Source organism: Nocardia sp. CA-290969 (genome assembly GCF_050936135.1).
Lineage (GTDB): Bacteria > Actinomycetota > Actinomycetes > Mycobacteriales > Mycobacteriaceae > Nocardia.
The window spans coordinates 1,452,612-1,473,473 of record NZ_JBNJNJ010000001.1; the positions used below are offsets into that span (position 1 = coordinate 1,452,612).

Genomic DNA, 20,862 nt, shown 5'->3' on the forward strand with positions numbered 1-20,862 from the left:
TCGGCGCGGCGCACGGCCAGGCGGCGCCGTGACCGGCGCCGGTCACGTACGTTTGTTCGTGCGCCCCCGCGTCCGTGCGCCTGTGCTCCGCGGCAGGGCCGGGCGCAGGCCGGGAGGCCGGGTGACGAAACGCATTCCCGCACAAGATCCGGGTGGTACATGACTCGCGTCGAATCGAACAGCAGTACGGAAGTGGTGCCGGGTGGGGCGCCGGCCTCGGGGACCCCGGTCGAGGTCGTGATGGTGACCGGGCTGTCCGGCGCCGGCCGGGGAACCGCCGCGCGAGTGCTGGAGGATCTCGGCTGGTACGTCACCGACAATCTGCCCCCGGAACTGATCGGCCGGATGGTGGAGCTCGGCGCCTCGGCCGATCCGCCGATCCGGCGGCTGGCGATCGTGATGGATGTGCGGAGCCGATTCTTCACCGGCGATCTGCCCGCGGTCACCGAACAGTTGCGGGCACGCGGCGTACCCACCCGGATCCTGTTCCTGGAAGCCTCCGACGATGTCCTGATCCGCCGGTTCGGCTTCGCCCGGCGCCGGCATCCGTTGCAGAACGACAGCGCCGACGGCACGCTCTCCGCCGGTATCGCCGCCGAACGGGTGCGGCTGGCCGGGGTCAAGGCCGCGGCCGATGTGGTCATCGACACCACCGAGCTGTCGATCCACCAGCTGCATCGCAAACTGGAAGAGGTGTACGGCGGCGGCACGCCAGTCGCACTGCAGCTGACCGTGCAATCGTTCGGTTTCAAGTACGGTGTCCCGCTGGACGCGGACATGGTGCTGGATGTGCGTTTCCTGCCCAACCCGCACTGGGTACCAGAACTTCGGCAGCACACCGGTCAGGAAACGGTGGTCAGTGACTATGTGCTGTCGCGCCCGGGTGCCGCGGACTATCTGCGGACCTGCGACCACTTGATCGAGCTGACCACCCAGGGTTACCGCCAAGAGGGGAAGCGATACATGACCGTCGCAGTGGGCTGTACCGGCGGCAGACATCGCAGTGTCGCGATCGCCGAGGCCCTCGGCGCGCTCGCGGGCCGCAAAATCGACGACGACGATGCCACCGGCCCGGTCGACGCGGTGCGGGTACTGCACCGGGATCTGGGGCGCGAATGAACGGCTCCGATTCCGACCCCGCGACACAGCGGGGTCCGGCCGTCGTCGCCCTCGGCGGCGGGCACGGCCTCTATGCCACGCTCTCCGCGGTCCGGCGGCTCACCCGGCGCATCAGCGCGGTGGTGACCGTCGCCGACGACGGCGGGTCCTCCGGCCGCTTGCGCCGCGAACTGGGTGTTCCGCCACCCGGTGACCTGCGCATGGCGCTGGCCGCCCTGGCCGCCGACGCCGACGGCGTGCTCACCCGTACCGTGCAGCACCGGTTCGGTGGAACCGGTGCCCTGGCCGGTCACTCCGTGGGAAACCTGCTGCTGGCCGGCCTCACCGAGGTTCTCGGCGATCCGGTGGCCGCGCTCGACAAGGTCGGCGAACTGCTCGGGATCAGCGGCCGGGTCCTGCCCATGTCGACCATCCCGCTGGATATCGAGGCCGACGTCTCCGGTCTCGAGGCCGATCCGCGGGTCAGTCGCTGTATCCGCGGCCAGGTGGCGGTGGCCACGACCCCCGGCAAGGTGCGCCGGGTGCGGTTGCTGCCCGCCGACCCGCCCGCCTGCGCCGACGCGATCGCCGCGATCGAACGGGCGGACGCGGTGATCCTGGGGCCGGGCTCCTGGTTCACCAGCGTCATCCCGCATCTGCTGGTGCCCGGCCTGCGTGACGCGCTGGTCTACACGCGCGCGCGCAAAGTGCTGATCCTGAACCTCGTCGCGCAACCCGGCGAGACGGCGGGTTTCTCCGCGGAACGCCATTTGCATGTATTGTCCCAGCACGCACCGGATTTCGCGGTCGACGAGGTGCTGGTCGATTCCGGGTGTGTGCCGGAGGGGCGCGAGCGCGAACATGTTGCCAGGGCTGCCGGGCAGTTGCGGGCCCGAGTAGTCTTTTCCGAGGTCGCCGACGCGGGAACGGCCCGGCACGATGCCGGAAAGCTCGCCGCCGCACTGGATCAACTGATCCGCGATCCCCGGCCGGCGGTGCCGGGGTTTCGAGTCGAGGGACGGCACATGGGTCAGGATGTGCGGTCCGGGTTGGGTGGAAAGGAGCACGTCTCGTGGCGATGACAGCCGAAGTGAAAGACGAGCTGAGCCGGCTCGCCGTAACACAGGTGAGTGCGCGCAAAGCCGAACTGTCCGCCCTGCTGCGTTTCGCCGGCGGTCTGCATATCGTCGGCGGGCGGGTGATCGTCGAAGCCGAAGTCGATATGGGGTCCATCGCGCGGCGGCTGCGGCGGGAGATCTTCGAACTCTACGGATATGGGTCGGATGTGCATGTGCTCAGCGCCGGCGGCCTGCGCAAATCCTCCCGGTACGTGGTCCGGGTCGCGAAGGAGGGCGAAGCGCTGGCCCGCCAGACGGGGCTGCTCGACGTCCGCGGCCGGCCGGTGCGCGGGCTGCCCGCGCAGGTCGTCGGTGGCAGCGTCGCCGATGCGGAGGCGGCCTGGCGCGGCGCCTTCCTGGCGCACGGTTCGCTCACCGAACCCGGCCGTTCCTCGGCGCTCGAGGTGAGCTGCCCCGGACCCGAAGCGGCGCTGGCCCTGGTGGGGGCCGCCCGCCGGCTCGGCATCTCGGCGAAGGCACGGGAGGTCCGCGGCACCGACCGGGTGGTCGTCCGCGACGGCGAGGCGATCGGCGCGCTGCTCACCCGGATGGGCGCTCAGGACACCCGGCTCACCTGGGAAGAACGCCGGATGCGCCGCGAGGTCCGCGCCACCGCCAACCGCCTGGCCAACTTCGACGACGCCAACCTGCGCCGCTCGGCGCGGGCGGCGGTCGCTGCGGCGGCCCGGGTGGAACGAGCGCTGGAACTGCTCGGCGACGACGTACCGGACCATCTGGCGGCGGCCGGGAAGCTGCGGGTGGAACACCGGCAGGCATCCCTCGAAGAACTCGGCCAGCTCGCCGACCCCCCGATGACCAAGGACGCCGTGGCCGGACGTATCCGGCGACTGTTGTCCATGGCCGACCGCCGGGCCAAGGAACTCGGCGTGCCGGATACCGAATCAGCGGTTACCGCGGAGCTGCTCGACGACGCCTGAGCCGCCGTCCCGCCCGGAAACCTGCGCCCGATCTCCGGCGGGGCGGTGCGCCGGCCCGCCGTCCACCGTGGTCGTCGCCTCGGCTGCGCTGCGTACGGGAGCGAGCAACGGCGGCGATCTTCGTCGTCGGTCGAACAGACCGTGATATCCGGGCCTGTCGAGCGGAACTGCCTCACCGGCCCGTGCGCGGCTGCCGCAGCATGCACCAGGTCAGCGGGCCGCCGTCGGGGATATCCACCTCTGCGGTCACCTGGAAACCGAGGTGTTCGTAGAAGCGCACGTTCGCCGCGGTCGACGTCTCCAGGAATGCCGCGACCCCCTCGCGTTCGGCGGCTGCCAGGCCGGGTTCGATCACTGCGCGGCCCAGTCCGCTGCCGCGGCGGGCGGGGTCGACGCCCACGGTGCCGAGAAACCAGATCGGTTCGTCCGGACGATGCGGGTGCAGTGCTGCTTCCGCCGCCGCGTGCGCCTCGGCGCGGTCGCCGGCCAATTCGGCGAAGCGGGGAGCTAGTTCGGTGAAGACCGCGCCGGCGTCGGTGGCGGGGGTGGTCCACACCGCGACCGAGGCACCCTCGTCGGCGACCCACACCTTGCCGTGGGGTAACCCGATCCTAGTGAGGAAGAGCTTCTGGAACTCGGCGAGCCGGCGTTCGTGCTCGGCTGCGGCGATGGTGTGCCGGGTCCAGGGGTAGTCGGCGAACGCCTTGGTGAGCGTCCGGACGGCCCGGGGAACGTCGGCATCCGTCGCCGGGCGGACCGACGGTGAAGGAGTCGGGTGCGGTTCGCTGTGCATCCGCACCATCCTGTGCGACGGCGGTCGAGGTTGCCAATGGTTTACGCGGGGAGGGGGCGTGGCGACTCGCTCGCCGGAGCACCGCCGCCCGGCGGAGCGGCATCCGGCCGGTCGGCCCGCTCATCCGGGATGTCCTCGCATCCGCAGGCCCGCGACCGGCTCCGGGAGGTCCGGACGCCGGCCGGATAGCCGGTGCTCACGAACACCAGGGGTGTGTCGGAGAGATGAGCCGAAGGCATTAGTGTGAGTGGGGCATCGGAATCATCCGCTTGACAGCTGAGGAGCGAGAAACGTGACTGTCCGGGTAGGTATCAACGGCTTCGGCCGTATCGGACGTAACTTCTTCCGGGCGGTGGAGGCGCAGAAAGCGCTCGGCACCACCGATATCGAGATCGTGGCGGTCAACGACCTCACCGACAACGCGTCTTTGGCGACTCTGCTGAAGTACGACTCGGTCCTCGGCCGGCTGCCCAAGGACGTCTCCCTCGACGGTGACGACACCATCGTGGTCGGTGACCAGCGGATCAAGGCGCTGGCCATCAAGGAGGGCCCGGCGGCGCTGCCGTGGGGCGATCTGGGTGTGGACATCGTGGTCGAATCCACCGGTATCTTCACCGACGCCACCAAGGCCAAGGGGCATCTGGCGGCCGGCGCCAAGAAGGTGATCATCTCCGCGCCCGCCAAGGGCGAGGACATCACCATCGTGATGGGCGTCAACGACGACAAGTACGACGGCAGCCAGAACATCATCTCCAACGCCTCCTGCACCACCAACTGCCTGGGTCCGCTGGCCAAGGTGCTGAACGACGAGTTCGGCATCGTGAAGGGCCTGATGACCACCATTCACGCCTACACGCAGGACCAGAACCTGCAGGACGGCCCGCACAAGGATCTGCGCCGCGCGCGTGCCGCCGCGCTGAACATCGTGCCGACCAGCACCGGCGCGGCCAAGGCCATCGGCCTGGTGCTGCCCGAGCTGAACGGCAAACTGGACGGCTACTCGCTGCGTGTCCCGGTCCCGACGGGCTCGATCACCGACCTGACCGCGGATCTGGCCAAGAAGGCGACGGTCGACGAGATCAACGCGGCGTTCAAGGCGGCCGCCGACGGTCCGCTGAAGGGCATCCTGAAGTACAGCACCGACCCGATCGTCTCCAGCGATATCGTCACCGATCCGCATTCGTCGATCTACGACGCGCCGCTGACCAAGGTCATCGACGACCAGGTGAAGGTCTACTCCTGGTACGACAACGAGTGGGGCTACTCCAACCGCCTCGCCGACCTCATCGGCCTCGTCGGCAAGTCCCTGTAGGTCCGGCGTGAGCATCAAAACTCTGGACGATCTCCTCGCCGAGGGCGTCGAAGGCCGGGGCGTCCTCGTGCGCTCCGATCTCAACGTGCCTCTCGACAACGGCGAGATCACCGATCCGGGCCGCATCATCGCCTCGGTGCCGACCCTGCGCGCGCTGGTGGAAGCCGGTGCCAAAGTGGTCGTCACCGCCCATCTCGGCCGCCCGAAGGGCGCCCCGGATCCGGCGCTGTCGCTGGCTCCGGTGGCGACCCGGCTGGCCGCCGAACTGGGCCGCAATGTGCAGCTCGCCGGTGATGTGGTGGGTCAGGACGCGCTTGCGCGGTCCGAGGGCCTGACCGATGGTGATGTGCTGCTGCTCGAGAACATCCGCTTCGATCCGCGCGAAACCAGCAAGGACGACGCGGACCGGGCGAAGCTGGCGGCCGCCCTGGTGGAACTGGTCGGCGAGGACGGCGCGTTCGTCTCCGACGGGTTCGGTGTGGTGCATCGCAAACAGGCCTCGGTGTACGACGTGGCGAAGCTGCTGCCGCACTACGCCGGCGGGCTCGTGGCGGCCGAGGCCGATGTGCTGGCGAAGCTCACCGAATCCACCGACCGCCCCTACGCGGTGGTGCTCGGTGGATCGAAGGTGTCGGACAAGCTGGCCGTGATCGAGGCGCTGGCCCCCAAGGTCGACACCCTGGTCATCGGCGGCGGGATGTGCTTCACCTTCCTCGCCGCCCAGGGCCTGCCGGTCGGTTCCTCGCTGCTGCAGGAAGAGATGATCGATACCTGCAAGGGCCTGCTGGACCGCTACGCCGATGTGATCCATCTGCCCCGCGATATCGTCGTCGCCGATTCCTTCTCCGCCACCGCGGAATCGAAGGTTGTGCCGGCCCACGAGATTCCCGACGGCTGGATGGGCCTGGATATCGGGCCCGAATCGGTGCAGCGCTTCGCCGTGCTGCTCACCGAGGCGCGCACGGTGTTCTGGAACGGCCCGATGGGTGTGTTCGAGTTCGACAAGTTCGCGGCGGGCACCCGCGGCGTGGCCGAGGCCATTGCGGCGGCCACCGGTAAGGGCGCGTTCACCGTGGTCGGTGGTGGTGATTCGGCGGCGGCCGTGCGTGCGCTCGGTATTCCGGAGGGCGATTTCTCGCATATCTCCACCGGTGGCGGCGCCTCGCTGGAATACCTGGAAGGTAAAACGCTGCCCGGCATCAGCGTGCTCGACGACGCCGAGGAGTCGTAGATGGCCCGGAAACCGCTGATCGCGGGCAACTGGAAGATGAACCTCAACCATCTCGAGGCCATCGCCCTGGTGCAGAAGATCGCGTTCGCGCTGCCCGACAAGTACTTCGACAAGGTCGATGTGACGGTGATCCCGCCGTTCGTCGATATCCGCAGCGTGCAGACGCTGATCGAAGGCGACAAACTGCGGATCACCTACGGTGCGCAGGATGTGTCGGTGCACGAATCCGGCGCCTACACCGGTGAGGTCAGCGCGGCCATGCTGGCGAAGCTGGGGTGCGGGTTCGCGGTGGTCGGGCATTCCGAACGCCGCCAGTACCACAACGAGGACGACGCGACCGTGCTCGCGAAGGCGAAGCAGGCGCTGAAACACGGGATCACCCCGATCGTCTGCATCGGGGAGGGCCTGAACGTCCGGGAGGCGGGCACCCACGTCGAGTACAACCTCGAACAGCTGCGGGGCTCGCTGAAGGGGCTGAAGGCCGAGGAGGTCGCGAAGGTCGTCATCGCCTACGAACCCGTCTGGGCGATCGGCACCGGTAAGGTTGCCACCCCGGCCGACGCGCAGGAGGTGTGCGGTGCCATCCGTGCCGAACTCGCGCAGCTCGCCGGCCCGGAGGTCGCCGAGACCGTGCGGGTGCTCTACGGCGGTTCGGTGAACGCCAAGAATGTCGGTGAGCTGATCAAGCAGACCGATATCGACGGCGCCCTGGTGGGTGGCGCGTCGCTCAAGGGCGACGAGTTCGCCACCTTGTCGGCCATCGCCGCGGGCGGTCCGCTGCCCTGAGCTGGTGAATGAACCGAGGCCCGCCGGGTACGCGCCCGGCGGGCCTCGCCGTTTCCGGGCCGGAGAACGGTGGATAGCCGCTGGAATGGCCGCCCGGGCCGGACAGAAGGTTCGCGACCGGTCCCTGAGACGGCGACGGGCCCGAGGACCGGCGCTTTCGGCCGGCTGCCGGAGATCGGCGCGGCTGTCCGGAATACTGCGAGGCCGGACGACAGCAGACTGCAATTCCGAACGAAAGGAAGCGCAAGTGCGATATATCGTCGAAACTCTGGGCACCTTCACCGCCGCCGCGGCGCTCGCGTTCGCCGTTCCGCTCGGCGCCCACGCGGCCTCCGGTGAGTTCGTCTACCGCTCGCAGATCGGCGGCCCGTCCGTACTGAACGATCTCGAGTCCGGCCGTTGCTACAACACACCCGGTGCCGCCGGGGTCCTCACCAACGACACCGATATGGACGTGGCGGCGTTCCCCGGACCGAATTGCGAGGGCGTGCCCATGGACGCGGAGACGGACGCGTTCGAAAGCGTGGTGTTCGACCGGTAGATCTCGGCGCCGGGTCACGCGTCCGCCAGGCGCCGACCGGCGGACGCGCATCGCGCGGGAGTGGCGCCTATCCGGCCCGCAGCACCAGGCCGTGGCCGTTCGGGTTGCGCAGGGTGAGGGTATCGGCGTCGACGGTGGCTTGTGCGGTGCCGTCGAGGGTGGCCAGCACCGTCTGCTCCACCGCCATGACCTCGGGTGCGCACATCATCCGGGTGGTGGCCGCCGTGAAGGCGATATCGGCGCCGGCGGGGGTATCGGTGACGACGGCACGTCCGGTGATCCGGTTGCAGCCGGCGAAACCAGTGAGGGCGTCGTCCTCGGCGATGGCGAGCGTGGGCCGGACCTCGTCGATCGTGCGGGACTGCACCCGGGCATCCGGGGTGAGCAGCGCGGTGACGACCCATTCGGTGCCGCGGATCGGCCGGTCCGGCTGTACGACCTTCTTGTCCGTGAGCACCACCGTCGACTTCTTGCCGAACAGCGTCAGCCGGTCGCGGTCGAGTTCCCAGGTCGGATCGCCGCGCAGCAGGTCGCCCACCCAGGCGTCCGCGCCGGCGCGTTCACCGGGGCAGGCGGCGAGGGTGCTCGCGAGATCGGATACATGCAGTACGTGGTCGCGCAGGTCCACCGCGCCGCTGTGGGTGTTGCAGCCGGCCTCGGCGGTGATCCGCCCGTCCGCGAAATCCAGGGTCAGCGGTCCGCCGCCGGGGATCGGGGTGCCCGTCACCTCGGTGGAGAGATAGGTCGTACCCATCGGGGTCGCCTCGGGGCCAGGGGCGGCGGAATCACCGTTCCCACAAGCCGTCGACGCGAGCAGGATCAACGTCAGTGCCGCACCGCATCGGAGCGCTCGTCCCGGCATGTCGGCGATGCTACCCGCCGCCCGGTGCTGCCCGCGGCCGCGACATCCGGCCGCCGGCCGACTCGAATCGCGCTGATTTCAACCCTGCCCCGGGCGCCGTCCCCGCCTTATCCTCACCCGTCGAGTTGCTGCCGTACCGAAGGGGACACAATGTCGTTGCTGGAGACCGCGGCCGAACCCACCGCGGCGGCCGGCAACCGGCTCGCCGCGGCCGATACCCGGAAAGCGGTCGCGGCCAGTCTCATCGGGACCACGGTGGAGTGGTACGACTTCTTCCTGTATTCCACCGCGGCAGGCATCGTCTTCGACACATTGTTCTTCCCGAACAGCAGTGCGTTCGTCGGGACCATGCTGTCGTTCGCGACCTTCGCCGTCGGCTTCCTGATGCGGCCGGTCGGCGGACTCGTCTTCGGGCATATCGGGGATCGGATCGGCCGCAAACGCACCCTCGCCCTGACGATGGCGATCATGGGCGGGTCCACCGCCCTCATGGGTGTCCTGCCGACGGCGGCCGCGATCGGTGTCGCCGCACCCATCCTGTTGCTGGTGCTGCGCATGCTGCAGGGTTTCGCGCTCGGCGGGGAGTGGGCCGGGGCGGTGCTGCTGGCCGTGGAACACAGCCCGCGCCGGAAAGTAGGGTTGTTCGGCAGCTATCCGCAGGTGGGGCTCGCTCTCGGGCTCGCGCTGGGCACCGGTGTGTTCGCGTTGCTGCGCACGGTGCTGAGCGAGGACGCGTTCCTGGCCTACGGGTGGCGGATCGCGTTCGGCGCCAGTGTGGTGCTGGTGCTGATCGGGCTGGTGGTGCGGCTGAAGATCGACGAGACACCCGCGTTCCGTGAGGTCGACCGGCTCAACCGGATATCGAAAGTGCCGGTGGTGGAGTTGTTCCGCAGCGCACGGTTGCGGCGCAACACGGTGCTCGGGTTGCTGTCGCGCTGGGGCGAGGGCGCCGCGTTCAACACCTGGGGTGTTTTCGCGATCAGCTTCGCGACCGGGCATCTGGGCTTCGAACAGGTTCCGGTGCTACTGGCGGTGACGCTCGCCGCGCTGGTGATGGCCGCGCTGATCCCGGTGTCGGGATTGCTCACCGACCGGTTCGGCCCACGCCGGGTGTACATCACCGGAATCGCGGCCTACGGGGTACTGGTGTATCCGGTTTTCCTGTTGTTCGAGACCGGCAATATCGTGATCTTCGCCGTAGCCATCGTCGCGGTGTTCGGGGTGGCGCACGCGCTGTTCTACGGCGCGCAGGGCACGCTGTACGCCGGGCTGTACCCGGCCGAGGTGCGGTACACGGGCCTGTCCTTCGTCTACCAGTTCTCCGGTACCTACGCATCCGGCCTGACGCCGATGATCGTCACGGCGTTGATCGCCGCCGCCGGCTCGACGCCGTGGCTGGCCTGCGGGTACCTGGTGGCCACCGCCGTGGTGAGCGTGGTCGCCACGCTGTTCATCCGGGAGGAAGACCGTCTGACCGCGTGAGCGTACGGCGGGCCGGTCAGAGCCCGGCGCTATGCTGTCCCGAGTGACCACCGCCGCATCGAAACCTGTTTCCACCTGGGCGCCACTGCGGTCACCGGTCTATCGCGCGCTGTGGATCGCCCAGCTGGTCTCCAATCTCGGTACCTGGATGCAGATGGTGGGCGCGCAGTGGGTGCTGGTCGACGAACCCAATGCGGCCGCGCTGGTCTCCTTCGTCCAGACCGCGACCACATTGCCCGTGATGATCCTGTCCATCCCGTCCGGCGTCCTGGCCGATCTGCTGGACCGCCGCCACCTGCTGCTGGGCGCGCAGTCGACGATGGCGCTGCTGGCGGCGATCCTCGCGATCGCGACAGCCACCGGTCACACCACCCCGTCGGTGCTGCTCACCCTGTTGTTCCTGCTCGGCTGCGGTCAGGCACTGGTGGCTCCGTCCTGGCAGGCGATCCAGCCCGAACTGGTACCGCGCGACCAGATCCCGTCCGCGGCGGCGCTGGGCAGTATGAATATGAATATCGGCCGCGCGGTGGGGCCGGCGGTCGCGGGTGTGCTGGTGGCGCTGTCCGGCCCGGCGCTGGTGTTCACCCTCAACGCCTTCTCCTTCGTGGCGATCGTCGGCGCCCTGCTGCTGTGGCGGCGGCCGAAAGTGGACCGCGAGTTCCCGAGCGAACGGCCATTGGCCGCATTGCAGGCCGGCACCCGGTTCATCAAATCGGCTCCGGCTATCCGGCGGGTGCTGTTGCGCACCATCCTGTTCGTCGCCCCGGGCAGCGCCCTGTGGGCCCTGCTCCCGGTGATTGCGCGCGATCGACTGGGGCTCGGATCGTCCGGATACGGCATCATGCTCGGCGCGCTGGGGGTGGGCGCGGTGCTCGGTGCGGTGAGCCTGGCCCGGGTACGCGCCCTGCTCACTCCCACCCAGCAGGTAGCGGCCGCCGCCCTGATGTTCGGGATCGCGAGCTGCGGTACGGCCCTGCTGCGAGTCGAGGCGCTGGTACTGATCCTGCTGGTCTTCGCGGGCGCGGCCTGGCTGCTCACCCTCTCGACCATGAACGCCACCATGCAGTTACTGCTGCCCGGCTGGGTGCGGGCGCGCGGGCTCTCGGTCTACATGCTGGTGTTCATGGCCGGTCAGGCGATCGGCTCGGTGGTGTGGGGGCTGATCGCCGGCGCCTACGGCGCGGTAACCGCCCTGCTCGTCGCCGGGGCGCTGCTCGGCGCCAGTGCACTCAGCACCGTCTGGCTGCCCATGCGGCAGTTCGCGGCCGGTTTCGACCTGACCCCGCACGCGTACTGGCCCGAACCACAGCTGGTGGTCGAACCGGATCCGGACGACGGCCCGGTCCTGGTGCTGAAGGACTACGACGTTCCGCCCGACCGGGTGCCCGAATTCCTGAGCGCGATGGGTTTCGTGGGCCGGTCCCGGCAGCGCACCGGTGCCATGGAATGGCGGCTCTATCGCGACGTCGGCGCCGAGGACCGCTACGTCGAAGCGTTCGTGGTGCGTTCGTGGTCGGAGCATATGCAACAGCACAAGGTCCGGCTCACCGCCCAGGATCTGCTGCGTGAACGTGCGGTCGCCGAATTCGCCCACGACGAGACGCTCACCCACCTGGTGTCGGTCGAACCCCGGGCATAGATACACTGTCGGGCATGCGGATGTTCCTGGATATCCTCCTGATCGTCACCAGCCTGCTGCTGGTGCTGATGGTGCTGTTGCACCGCGCCAAGGGCGGAGGTCTGTCCAGCTTGTTCGGCGGTGGGACGCAGTCGGCGCTGTCCGGTTCGACCGTGGCCGAGAAGAACCTGAACCGCATCACCATCTTCACCGGGCTGGTGTGGTTCATCGCGATCCTGGGGATCGGGCTCGAGATCAAGTTCGCCTGATCGTCAGTCGGTGCGCGGTACGCGCCCGTCGATATCGGTGAACCCGTAGTCCTCGGCCAGATCGGCGACCTTCCAGGCTCTTCCGGTGCGTGTGCGCCGGTCCGGATCGGCGGCCAGCGCGACCACCGCGCGGCCCGCGAAGCGGGGGGTCTCGGCCTCGTCCAGATCGAAGCTGCCCTCACCCGGGAGGGTCACGACGCGTTTACCCTCGGCATCGGCCGGGACCAGTTGCAGCAGTTCGGTGGCCACCAGACCCGGCCAGATCGACACGGCCGTGACTTCGGTATCGGCCAAGTCGCGGGCGAAATCCGCGGTCATCCGGTCCAGCGCCGTTTTCCCGACCCCGTAGACGACATTGTGCATAGGGCGCTGGGCTCCGGGCGAGGACACGTTCACGATGAGCCCGCCGGTTTCCAGCAGCAGCGGCGCCGCGTAGACAGCGGCCACGTAATGCGACCGCACGCCGATGCGGAAGGTCTCGTCCCACGCTTTCGGCGGTACCTCCCAGAACTTCCGGCCCAGCCAGCGGGCGGCGGCGGGGGAGTTGTAGACGTTGTTGACCAGTACGTCGAGGCGGCCTTGTTCCGCGCCGATGCGTTCGAACAGGGCCGCTGTCGCCGTGTCGTCGCCGTGGTCGCAGACGACAGGTACGCCGGTGCCGCCCAGTTCGTCGATCCGCGCGGCTGTTTCGTGCACCGTTCCCGGCAGCTTTCCGGGCTGCTGCGATCGTCCGGTGACGTACACGGTCGCGCCGGCCGCGCCCAGTTCCAGCGCGATACCTTTGCCGATCCCGCGGCTCGCGCCGGTGACCACGGCGATCCGGTTCTTCAGGGGGTGTGGTGTTCCGTTCACAGTCCCGGGACGTTACCGTGAAACTGAAACGCGTTCTAGTATTCGGGAGGTTCCGTGACGCCGACGCACCGGTTCATCGACACCGGGGGTGTGCGGATGCACATCGCCGAAGCGGGCGGGGGTGATCCGGTGATCTTCTGTCACGGATTCCCGCACACCTGGTACGTGTGGCATCGCCAGCTCGCTGCGGTGTCGGCGGCGGGTTACCGGGCGATCGCGCCCGATCTGCGCGGCGCCGGTCGCACCGAGGCGCCCGCAGCGATCGACGACTACACCAACGAAGCGGTGATCGGCGATCTGCTCGCCCTGCTCGACGATATCGGCGCCGAGCAGGCGGTGTTCGCCGGTGTCGATTTCGGTGCCGCCCTGCTCTGGGAACTGGGCCTGCGCGCGCCGGAGCGGGTCCGCGGGCTGGTGGTGCTGAACAACCCCTTCGCGCCGCGCGCCCCGAAACGGCCGGGTTATTACTGGGCGAAAATGGCCGAACGGCATTTCCTGCACCTGCAGTATTTCCTGGAACCGGGGGTGGCCGACGCCCATCTCGCCGAGCAGCCGCGGGAATTCCTCTCCCGGGTGTACTACGCGCTCAGCGGCGATTTCCACTACCTGGATGTATGGCAGAACCCACCGGGAACCCGGTATATCGATGCGCTGCCCGAAGCCCCCGAACTGCCGTGGTCCTGGCTGTCGGCCGGTGAATTCGACACCCTCGCCGCGGATTTCGAGCGCACCGGGTTCACCGGTGGACTGAACTGGTACCGCGCGATCGACCGTAACTGGGAGCTGACCGAGGAATACGCCGGGGCCGCACCCCAGGTACCGGTGTATTTCGCCTACGGGGAGAAAGACCCGGATATGGAAGGTTTCAGCGGTCGCGATCCGCTCGACACCATGCGCGCGGCACTCCCGGACCTGCGCGCGGTCCAGCGGATCCCCGGTGCCGGTCACCTGGTGCAGCTCGAATCCACCACCGCGGTGAACGAATTCCTGCTGGGTGCGGTGGGGGAACTCACGGCGTGAAAGTCTCGATCGCCGATCGCTGTGCCGCGGTGTAGGTTCCGGGTGGGCGCCGAGGCCGGACCCGTAACGGCCCCGTAAGAGCTGCTCCGGCCGTGAACGTGGGACGGACATACCGTTCCCCGCGCGTTTCCGGCGCATCCGTAGCCTGGCCCCATGACTGTGCACGGTGTTCTGTTCGATTTCTCCGGCACCCTGTTCCGCTTCGAACCGGTAGTCGACGAGTTGGTCGGACCCGACGGCAAACCCCTGGTGGGTGACATGCAGGCCGAGGTGATGCGGCGGATGACAGCGCCGGTCGGGCAACCGGGCGGTCTGCCGGAAGAACTGCGCGAAGCGTGGGCCCGGCGGGATCTGGATCCGGCGCTGCATCGCGAACTGTACCGGGCGGTGCTGCGCGGGTCCGGAGTCGGCAATCCCGAGTATCTGTACGAGCAATTGCTCTCGCCCGAAGCGTGGCACCCCTTCCCGGATACGGTGGCCGCCCTGCATGCGGTGGCCGCGGCGGGTATTCCGGCCGCGGTCATCAGCAATATCGCCTGGGATATCCGGCCGGTATTCGAACGCGCCGGAGTCGTCGAACAGGTGAAGGAATTCGTGCTGTCCTATGCCGAGGGCGCGGTGAAACCGGATCCGCGGCTGTTCGCGGTCGCCTGCCACCGCATCGGCATCGAGCCCGCCGAGGTGCTGATGATCGGTGACAGCCCAGAGGCCGACGGTGCTGCCGCCGGCATAGGTTGTGCGGTAGCTCTTGTGGATCCACTGCCCGTCGAGCAGCGGCCGCACGCGCTGCTGGATGCGCTGGCGGAGTTCGGTATCGGCTGACCCTGCGGCACCGACCGGTCGCATCGGGTGGGTGCTGTCCGGCCGGCTACCGATCGCTCGGGCGTAGCGGCTCGGCCGGTGGCGCGCTACCCGTCGGGTAGACCCGGTGTCAGGAGCGCGCGCGGGATGCGGTGGCGGCGAGGGTGGTGTACGGCATGGAGAAACTGCCGCCGATCCGGTCGATGGCCGCGCCGACGAGATCCAGCACGACCGCCAGTCGGTCCGGCGCGAGGCGCGTCAGTCCGCCGGTGGTGGGGAGGTGGTCGAGCCACTGGTCCCGGGTGTAGGACTGTTCCCAATCGAAGCGCCACTGCTCCGGTTCGCCGAACCCGCCCGCGCGGCGGAATCCGTCGGCAGCCGCGGCGAACATCGTCTGATAGGTCTCCAGTGCGGATTTCGCCTGAGCGGTCGCCCGGGCGAAGGGGGAATCGGGTGCGACCTTCCGGTAGGCCGCCACGAGGGCGTCGGTGACTTCGGCGGGGGCGTCGAAAGCATGCCCGAATACGGCGATCCGGCCCCCCGGCCGCAGGACGTGGGCCGCCTTGGCGGCGCCGGCGACCGGGTCCACCCAATGCCACGCCTGCCCGGCGACCACCGCGTCGAAGGTGCGGCCGGCCGGATCCCAGGCTTCGAAAGTGCCGATCTCGACCTCGACCCCGGTGCGCCGGGCGAAGCCGGCCATCCGCTCGTCCGGGTCGACGCCGAGGACCGTGCACCCGGCCTGCTGGAACTGGCGCGCCTCGATTCCGGTGCCGCAGCCGACATCGAGAATCTCCGGGCCCGGACTGGCGTCGACGATCCGGGCCACGAGGGCGTCGGGGTAGCGGGGACGTGCCCGGTCGTAGCGCTGTGGGTCGGTGCCGAACGATTCGGCGACGGCGCGCTGCCGGTGTGGTTCCTGACCGGCGGCGGGTGTGGGCTGAGAAGATATAGTGGGCATGCGCCCACACTAGTGGGCGCATGCCCACTAGGCAATCGTTGGGCTCGCCCGGCAAGAGGAGGACGAACGCCGTGCCGACCGGTGTGCATATCCGAGATGCGCGTCAACAGCTGTTCGACGCGGCGACGCGCATCCTGGTGCGAGACGGCGCGAACGCGCTCACCAGCCGTGCGGTCACGACAGAAGCGGGGGTCGCGAAGGGCGTTCTGCACCGCCACTTCGCCGATTTCGACGCGTTTCTCGTCGAACTCGTCGAAGACCGTGTCGCCCGCCTCGGCGACCAGGCGGCGACCCTGCTCGCTTCCGCCGGCACCGGTACTGTTTCCGGCAATCTCACCGACGCGCTGCTGGACCTGTTCGACCCGGTGGCGGTAGGGATCGTGGGGCTCGTCGTCTTCCGCAACGAATTACGGTCCCGGCTGCGCACGACCGCCCCGGGAATCCCGGTTCTCGCCGATGCCGGCGCCATGATCGCCGACTACCTCACCCGGGAATGCGAACTCGGCCGGATCGCCGCCGACGCCGATATCGACTCTCTGGCACTCTCGCTGATCGGCGCCGGGCATCTGCTCTTCGCGGGCGCCGCGGACCGGCCGGACGCCGCGGCGGTCGGAAAAATGGTCGGCACCATCACCGCCGACGTCGTGCAGCGGCGCCTGTTGTGAGACCTGCCCGGCCGGCCGCCGAATGCGGCGACGCCCGGCAGGATAGGTGTTCATGAACCTGCTCTGGGACCAGCACGCCTGCCTGCCTTTACAACTCGGCACGGACGTGGACGAATTGGCCCGTTACCGGCGCCGCGGACCGACATTCGTCTCGGTCAACGCCGGATATTCACCGCACCGGTTCGCGGATTCGGCCGCGCTGATCGAGTACTACCGGGCTGCTATCGACAGCCATCCCGGGCTGGCGGTGATCGATACCGTCGCCGATATCGCGTCGGTGAGCGACGCGGGAAAGATCGCCGTCGCATTCGACCTGGAGGATTCGGGACCGCTCGACGGCGATCTCGACAATGTGCGCGAATTCGCCGGCTTGGGCGTACGGACGCTGCTCCCCACCTACAACCAGGCGAATGCCGCGGGCAGCGGTTGTCTCGACACGGCCGACCACGGGCTGACAGCCTGGGGCCGAGACCTGGTGCGAGAGATGAATACCGCCGGTATGGTTCCGGACGGATCGCACTGCAGCGAACGCACCGGCCTGGATATGTGTGAAGTATCGGCACTGCCGGTGATCTACAGCCATTCGTGTATGCGCGCGGTATGGGACCATCCGCGCAATATCACCGACGACCAGGCGCGGGCATGTGCGGCAACCGGCGGTGTCGTCGGGATAACGGGTGTGGGAATCTTCCTCGGCCCGAACACTCCGACGCTCGAGGCCATGACCCGGCATCTCGAATACGCGGTCGATCTGGTGGGTATCGATCACGTCGGCGTCAGCACCGACCACTCGTTCGACACCGCGGACTTTCTCGCCGAAGTCGCCGCCAACCCGCACCTGTTCGACGAGTCCTATACGCGCTGGGGACCCATCCGCTGGATGCCGCCCGAAACCTTCCTCACCCTGGGCAGCCACCTCGCCGCACAGGGCTGGTCCGAGGGCGCGATCGGCGCGGTGCTCGGCGGCAACTTCCTGCGCGTCGCCCGGGAGAGCTGGGGCCGGCCCGGTCGGGACACCTCGGCTCGGTAGCCGGGCAGGGTGTGGACAGCGCTCGCGGGGTCCCGGGCCGCGGTCGGCGTGTTGGACCACCGGTTCCGGCACGGCGATGAGTTCGGGCGGTTCGCCGGGTCTGTACTACCAGGGCCGGCGGAAGGAATTGGCAGATGACTCTGGGCGAAGTGGTGCTCGACGGGATCGTTTTCGGTGAATCACCGCGCTGGCACGAGGGGCGGTTGTGGTTCTCGGACTGGGGTGCGCACCGGGTGATCGCACTCGGCGACGACGGTCGTGCCGAGGTCGTGGCGACGGTGGAGTCGTTTCCGATGTGTATCGATTTCCTGCCGGACGGGCGGCTGCTGATCGTGGATTCGGCGCACGGCCGGGTGCTGCGCCGCGAGCCGGACGGGGTACTGGCGACGCACGCCGATCTCGCGGCCCTCACCGATAAGCCGTGGAACGATATCGTCGTCGACGGAGGCGGGAATGCCTACATCAACAGCATCGGGTTCGATTTCCCGGGCGGTGAGTTCGCGCCCGGATTCGTGGTGCTGGTGACCCCCGACGGCCGGGTGCGCCGCGTCGCGGAGGATCTCGCGTTCCCGAACGGAATGGCCATTTCGCCGGACGGTCGCACCCTGATCGTCGCCGAATCGTATGCCGAGCAATTGACCGCATTCGATATCGCGGCGTCCGGCGACCTCGGTGGCCGCCGGGTCTGGTCGCCGACACCGGGTGACCACCCGGACGGTATCTGCCTCGATACCGACGGAGCGGTCTGGTATGCCGATGTCGGTAACCGGCGGTGTGTACGGGTAGCGGAGGGCGGGGCGGAACTGACCACGGTCGAGCTGGATCGGGGAGCGTTCGCCTGTGCTCTCAGCCGCGGTACCGAACCCCGGCTCTTCGTCGTCGGCCAGGAATTCGGTGGAACCGGGACGCCGGAGCCGACCGGCCGGGTCGTGGTGTTCCCGGCGCCCGCACCGGGCGCGGGTTATCCGTGATGGGCTGCGGTGCGGTCACCCGTGATCGGTGGTACGGCGGCGCGCGGTAGCCGCACCGGCTCGGTGGCGCGCGGATGATTCACCCGAGTCCGGGATGTCCGGTGCCGGCGATCAACCGGTGGGCGGATGCTTCGATATCGGCTTCGCTCAGCAGGACCGACGCGGCGGCCGGACCGAGGGGGACGAAACTGTCCGCACTGGTCACCCGGGACTGGGCGCCGGTGAACCCGGCGTCCACCAGTGCCGCGCACACCGATTCGCCGACCCCGCCGCTGCGCCGGGTTTCGTCGGCGATCAGGACGCGGCCGGTGGCTTCGGCATGCCGCAGCAGATCCTCGCGGGGGAGCGGGGACAGCCAGCGGAGATCGAGAACCCGGGTGCCGACCCCGCGCTGGGCGAGCCGCCGGGCGACTCGCAGGCTCATCGGAACGGAATTGGCGAAGGCCACGATCGTCAGATCGGTGCCCTCGCCGTATACCCTGGCCTGCCCGATGGGGACGTGGGTGCCGGTGAGGGGTGTCGCCCACTGCTCGTCGCCGGGTTCGTACAGGTCGCGGGTGTGATACAGCGCAATGGGTTCGAGGAGGACACAGACCCGGCCGTCCACCCGGGCCGCCGAGACGCAGGTGCGGAGTACGGCCGCCGCGTCGTCCGGGCGGGATGGGGAGGCCACCACGATCCCGGGGATATCGCGCAACGCGGCCACGGAATTGTCGTTGTGGAAATGCCCGCCGAACCCCTTCTGGTAGCCGTATCCGGCGATCCGCACGACCATCGGATTGCGGTAGCGGCCCGCCGAGAAGAACGACAGGGTGGCCGCCTCGCCGCGCAACTGGTCGAGTGCGTTGTGCACGTAGGCCAGATACTGGATTTCCGGGACGGGAACGAAACCCGCAAGACCGGCGCCGAGGGCAGTACCGAGAATGCTCTGCTCGTCGAGCAGGGTATCGAACACCCGTCGCCCGCCGAATCGGCTACGCAGCCCCTTCGTGACCCCGTACACGCCGCCTTTGCGCGCGACGTCCTCACCGAAAACCAGGACATCGGGGTCGCGGGCGAGCAGATCGGCGAGCGTCCGGTTGAGGGCCTGCGCCACGGTCACCGCATTTGCCGATGCCTCCTCGATCGGTCCGTGGCGAGTTCCGGCCGGCGTGGCCTTCCTATCGGGCGCGACCGCCATCGGCACGGGGCCGACGGCCGGGGCGGACCGGTCGACGGTTGCGCGGACCGTCTCACGACCGTCGGCCGGGACACGGTCCGTTGTTGTGTGCACGGCCGGGTCCGCCGGCGAATCGGCGCCCACCGGTGCCCTCGGCGGGACCGGGCGTACGACGTCGGCGCGCACTGACTCGGGGTGGTCCGGCGCAAGGGACGCGATCACCGCTGCCGCCGAGCCGAGCTTCGGTTCCCGGCACACAGCATCCGCCGTGGCGGCCACCTGCCCGGCCAGTCTGTCGTAGTGGTCGAGTACTTCCCGCGGACTGCACAAGCCCGTGGTGATCAGCAGCCGCGCGGTGGCGGTGACCGGGTCGCATGCCAGGTCGGCGGCAATCGCGGCGCTGTCGCGATAGGCGGTTTCCACATCGGAACCGGCGTGCCCGAACAACCGGACAGTACGCAAACGCAGAAATGCGGGCCGCCGATTCTCGCGGACCCACCCGACGGCAGCGGTGGCGGTGGCGACAGTATCGCGGAGGTCGCAACCGTCCGCGGCGAAATAGCGCAGACCCGGCCGATGACCGTAGGCGTGCTCGATCCACCCCGGCGGCGTCGGGACACTGATGCCGATCCCGTTGTCCTCGCAGACGAACAGCACCGGAACCGGCACACCCAGATACGCCGTGTGCACCGCCGTGTTGATCGCACCGGCGGCGGTCGAATGGTTGGCCGACGCATCACCGAAACCACACAGCACCACGGCATCCCGCGGCCACGGGCAGGCGAGACCGAGCCGGGCGGCGCGGTCGATCGCGAACGCGAGGCCCACGGCGCGGGGCAGGTGGGAGGCGATGGTCGAGGTCTGCGGAATGATGTGGGCCGCGGCGCTACCGAACACCTTGTGCCGGCCGCCGGAGATCGGGTCCGCGGCCGCGGCGACCACCCCCAGCAGTAGATCCCGCACGGGATCCAGGCCCCCGGCGCGGCGTACCCGCTCGAGGAACAGCGCACCGGAACGGTAGTGCGGCAGTAGCGGATCGGTGACCCGGCTCGCGGCGGCCAGCGCGACATTGCCCTCGTGACCGGACGACCCGATGCTGTAGTACCCCCGCCCGCTCGCGCCGAGCCGCCGGGCCGCCAGATCGGCCTGCCTGCTCAGCACCTGCGCGGTGAACAGGTCGAGCCAGTCGGTGTCGGTGAGTCCGGGTCCGGGTGCTCGTTCGCGCGCACTTGCCGCAGCCGGACGCAGTTCCGCGATCTCGGCACGGAATCGTTGTTCGGCTTCGTCGATATTCACCGGACCCTCACCCTGACGAGCCTAAGTCGAGTGACCCGGAGCTTCCGTTGTTCCGCCGC

General features: G+C 69.0%; 20 protein-coding genes. 15 read left to right on the forward strand and 5 right to left on the reverse strand.

The features are described 5' to 3' along the window. The first annotated feature begins 240 nt into the window (after positions 1-240). Genes rapZ through whiA form a run of 3 tightly spaced genes read left to right on the forward strand, consistent with a single transcriptional unit; the run spans position 241 to position 3,154 of the window. Positions 241-1,119: an RNase adapter RapZ gene (rapZ, locus tag ACQEVO_RS06850; protein ID WP_432922432.1), complete on the forward strand. Its 879-nt coding sequence runs from the start codon at positions 241-243 to the stop codon at positions 1,117-1,119. Next, the gene (locus ACQEVO_RS06855; protein ID WP_432909974.1) at positions 1,116-2,180 is read left to right on the forward strand and encodes a gluconeogenesis factor YvcK family protein; all 1,065 of its coding nucleotides are present in this window, start codon (positions 1,116-1,118) and stop codon (positions 2,178-2,180) included. The genes rapZ and ACQEVO_RS06855 overlap by 4 nt, the downstream gene beginning before the upstream one ends. After that, the gene (gene whiA, locus ACQEVO_RS06860; protein WP_174375588.1) at positions 2,177-3,154 is read left to right on the forward strand and encodes a DNA-binding protein WhiA; all 978 of its coding nucleotides are present in this window, start codon (positions 2,177-2,179) and stop codon (positions 3,152-3,154) included. The genes ACQEVO_RS06855 and whiA overlap by 4 nt, the downstream gene beginning before the upstream one ends. A gap of 172 nt (positions 3,155-3,326) precedes the next feature. Here whiA and ACQEVO_RS06865 read toward each other — a convergent pair whose 3' ends face one another. Then, the gene (locus tag ACQEVO_RS06865; protein WP_432909976.1) at positions 3,327-3,947 is read right to left on the reverse strand and encodes a GNAT family N-acetyltransferase; all 621 of its coding nucleotides are present in this window, start codon (positions 3,945-3,947) and stop codon (positions 3,327-3,329) included. Positions 3,948-4,239: 292 nt separating this feature from the next. On the opposite strand from ACQEVO_RS06865, the gene gap reads away from it, so the two are divergent. The 4 genes from gap (at position 4,240) to ACQEVO_RS06885 (ending at position 7,817) form a co-directional block, all read left to right on the forward strand. Next, a complete protein-coding gene (gene gap, locus ACQEVO_RS06870) occupies positions 4,240-5,259 on the forward strand; it encodes a type I glyceraldehyde-3-phosphate dehydrogenase (protein ID WP_432909979.1) in 1,020 nt (339 codons plus the stop codon). 7 nt (positions 5,260-5,266) lie between these two features. Further along, positions 5,267-6,490 (forward strand): phosphoglycerate kinase, encoded by a 1,224-nt coding sequence (locus ACQEVO_RS06875; protein ID WP_432909982.1) that lies wholly within the window; start codon positions 5,267-5,269, stop codon positions 6,488-6,490. Next, positions 6,491-7,276: a triose-phosphate isomerase gene (gene tpiA, locus ACQEVO_RS06880; protein ID WP_432909985.1), complete on the forward strand. Its 786-nt coding sequence runs from the start codon at positions 6,491-6,493 to the stop codon at positions 7,274-7,276. 247 nt (positions 7,277-7,523) lie between these two features. Further along, positions 7,524-7,817 (forward strand): hypothetical protein, encoded by a 294-nt coding sequence (locus ACQEVO_RS06885; protein WP_432909987.1) that lies wholly within the window; start codon positions 7,524-7,526, stop codon positions 7,815-7,817. Positions 7,818-7,884: 67 nt separating this feature from the next. Here the strand turns inward: ACQEVO_RS06885 and ACQEVO_RS06890 are convergent, their stop codons facing one another. Further along, positions 7,885-8,679 carry an META domain-containing protein gene (locus ACQEVO_RS06890; protein ID WP_432909989.1) on the reverse strand — a complete coding sequence of 265 codons (795 nt, stop codon included), beginning with the start codon at positions 8,677-8,679 and terminating at the stop codon, positions 7,885-7,887. A 150-nt stretch (positions 8,680-8,829) separates the two neighbouring features. On the opposite strand from ACQEVO_RS06890, the gene ACQEVO_RS06895 reads away from it, so the two are divergent. Genes ACQEVO_RS06895 through secG form a run of 3 tightly spaced genes read left to right on the forward strand, consistent with a single transcriptional unit; the run spans position 8,830 to position 12,048 of the window. Further along, on the forward strand, positions 8,830-10,161 hold the full coding sequence (locus ACQEVO_RS06895) for an MFS transporter (RefSeq protein WP_432909991.1): 1,332 nt from the start codon (positions 8,830-8,832) through the stop codon (positions 10,159-10,161). Between the two features lie 31 nt (positions 10,162-10,192). After that, positions 10,193-11,800 (forward strand): MFS transporter, encoded by a 1,608-nt coding sequence (locus ACQEVO_RS06900; RefSeq protein ID WP_432909994.1) that lies wholly within the window; start codon positions 10,193-10,195, stop codon positions 11,798-11,800. Positions 11,801-11,814: 14 nt separating this feature from the next. Continuing rightward, the gene (secG, locus tag ACQEVO_RS06905) at positions 11,815-12,048 is read left to right on the forward strand and encodes a preprotein translocase subunit SecG (protein WP_062973979.1); all 234 of its coding nucleotides are present in this window, start codon (positions 11,815-11,817) and stop codon (positions 12,046-12,048) included. A 3-nt stretch (positions 12,049-12,051) separates the two neighbouring features. Here secG and ACQEVO_RS06910 read toward each other — a convergent pair whose 3' ends face one another. Further along, complete coding sequence (locus ACQEVO_RS06910; RefSeq protein WP_432909997.1) at positions 12,052-12,900, reverse strand: SDR family NAD(P)-dependent oxidoreductase; 849 nt, start codon at positions 12,898-12,900, stop codon at positions 12,052-12,054. Positions 12,901-12,954: 54 nt separating this feature from the next. Here ACQEVO_RS06910 and ACQEVO_RS06915 point away from each other — a divergent pair, with 54 nt between their 5' ends. Continuing rightward, positions 12,955-13,920, forward strand: coding sequence for an alpha/beta fold hydrolase (locus ACQEVO_RS06915; RefSeq protein ID WP_432910000.1), 966 nt, complete (start codon positions 12,955-12,957; stop codon positions 13,918-13,920). Between the two features lie 153 nt (positions 13,921-14,073). After that, on the forward strand, positions 14,074-14,742 hold the full coding sequence (locus tag ACQEVO_RS06920; RefSeq protein WP_432910002.1) for an HAD family hydrolase: 669 nt from the start codon (positions 14,074-14,076) through the stop codon (positions 14,740-14,742). A gap of 109 nt (positions 14,743-14,851) precedes the next feature. Here the strand turns inward: ACQEVO_RS06920 and ACQEVO_RS06925 are convergent, their stop codons facing one another. Then, on the reverse strand, positions 14,852-15,682 hold the full coding sequence (locus ACQEVO_RS06925; RefSeq protein ID WP_432910005.1) for a class I SAM-dependent methyltransferase: 831 nt from the start codon (positions 15,680-15,682) through the stop codon (positions 14,852-14,854). Between the two features lie 71 nt (positions 15,683-15,753). On the opposite strand from ACQEVO_RS06925, the gene ACQEVO_RS06930 reads away from it, so the two are divergent. The 3 genes from ACQEVO_RS06930 to ACQEVO_RS06940 all read left to right on the forward strand — a co-directional run bounded on the left by ACQEVO_RS06930 (position 15,754) and on the right by ACQEVO_RS06940 (position 18,348). Further along, a complete protein-coding gene (locus tag ACQEVO_RS06930) occupies positions 15,754-16,347 on the forward strand; it encodes a TetR/AcrR family transcriptional regulator (RefSeq protein ID WP_432910007.1) in 594 nt (197 codons plus the stop codon). 52 nt (positions 16,348-16,399) lie between these two features. Next, a complete protein-coding gene (locus tag ACQEVO_RS06935; RefSeq protein WP_432910010.1) occupies positions 16,400-17,377 on the forward strand; it encodes a dipeptidase in 978 nt (325 codons plus the stop codon). A 134-nt stretch (positions 17,378-17,511) separates the two neighbouring features. Then, the gene (locus ACQEVO_RS06940) at positions 17,512-18,348 is read left to right on the forward strand and encodes an SMP-30/gluconolactonase/LRE family protein (protein ID WP_432910013.1); all 837 of its coding nucleotides are present in this window, start codon (positions 17,512-17,514) and stop codon (positions 18,346-18,348) included. 79 nt (positions 18,349-18,427) lie between these two features. Here ACQEVO_RS06940 and ACQEVO_RS06945 read toward each other — a convergent pair whose 3' ends face one another. Continuing rightward, a complete protein-coding gene (locus ACQEVO_RS06945) occupies positions 18,428-20,803 on the reverse strand; it encodes a transketolase C-terminal domain-containing protein (protein WP_432910016.1) in 2,376 nt (791 codons plus the stop codon). Positions 20,804-20,862: the final 59 nt, after the last annotated feature.

Coding starts and splice junctions, on each gene's coding strand:
- ACQEVO_RS06895 (WP_432909991.1), top strand. CDS start 8,830: ATGTCGTTGCTGGAGACCGCGGCCGAACCCACCGCGGCGGCCGGCAAC.
- ACQEVO_RS06890 (WP_432909989.1), bottom strand. CDS start 8,679: ATGCCGGGACGAGCGCTCCGATGCGGTGCGGCACTGACGTTGATCCTG.
- ACQEVO_RS06865 (WP_432909976.1), bottom strand. CDS start 3,947: ATGCACAGCGAACCGCACCCGACTCCTTCACCGTCGGTCCGCCCGGCG.
- tpiA (WP_432909985.1), top strand. CDS start 6,491: ATGGCCCGGAAACCGCTGATCGCGGGCAACTGGAAGATGAACCTCAAC.
- ACQEVO_RS06925 (WP_432910005.1), bottom strand. CDS start 15,682: ATGCCCACTATATCTTCTCAGCCCACACCCGCCGCCGGTCAGGAACCA.
- whiA (WP_174375588.1), top strand. CDS start 2,177: ATGACAGCCGAAGTGAAAGACGAGCTGAGCCGGCTCGCCGTAACACAG.
- ACQEVO_RS06900 (WP_432909994.1), top strand. CDS start 10,193: ATGCTGTCCCGAGTGACCACCGCCGCATCGAAACCTGTTTCCACCTGG.
- rapZ (WP_432922432.1), top strand. CDS start 241: ATGGTGACCGGGCTGTCCGGCGCCGGCCGGGGAACCGCCGCGCGAGTG.
- secG (WP_062973979.1), top strand. CDS start 11,815: ATGCGGATGTTCCTGGATATCCTCCTGATCGTCACCAGCCTGCTGCTG.
- ACQEVO_RS06940 (WP_432910013.1), top strand. CDS start 17,512: ATGACTCTGGGCGAAGTGGTGCTCGACGGGATCGTTTTCGGTGAATCA.
- ACQEVO_RS06935 (WP_432910010.1), top strand. CDS start 16,400: ATGAACCTGCTCTGGGACCAGCACGCCTGCCTGCCTTTACAACTCGGC.
- ACQEVO_RS06855 (WP_432909974.1), top strand. CDS start 1,116: ATGAACGGCTCCGATTCCGACCCCGCGACACAGCGGGGTCCGGCCGTC.
- ACQEVO_RS06920 (WP_432910002.1), top strand. CDS start 14,074: ATGACTGTGCACGGTGTTCTGTTCGATTTCTCCGGCACCCTGTTCCGC.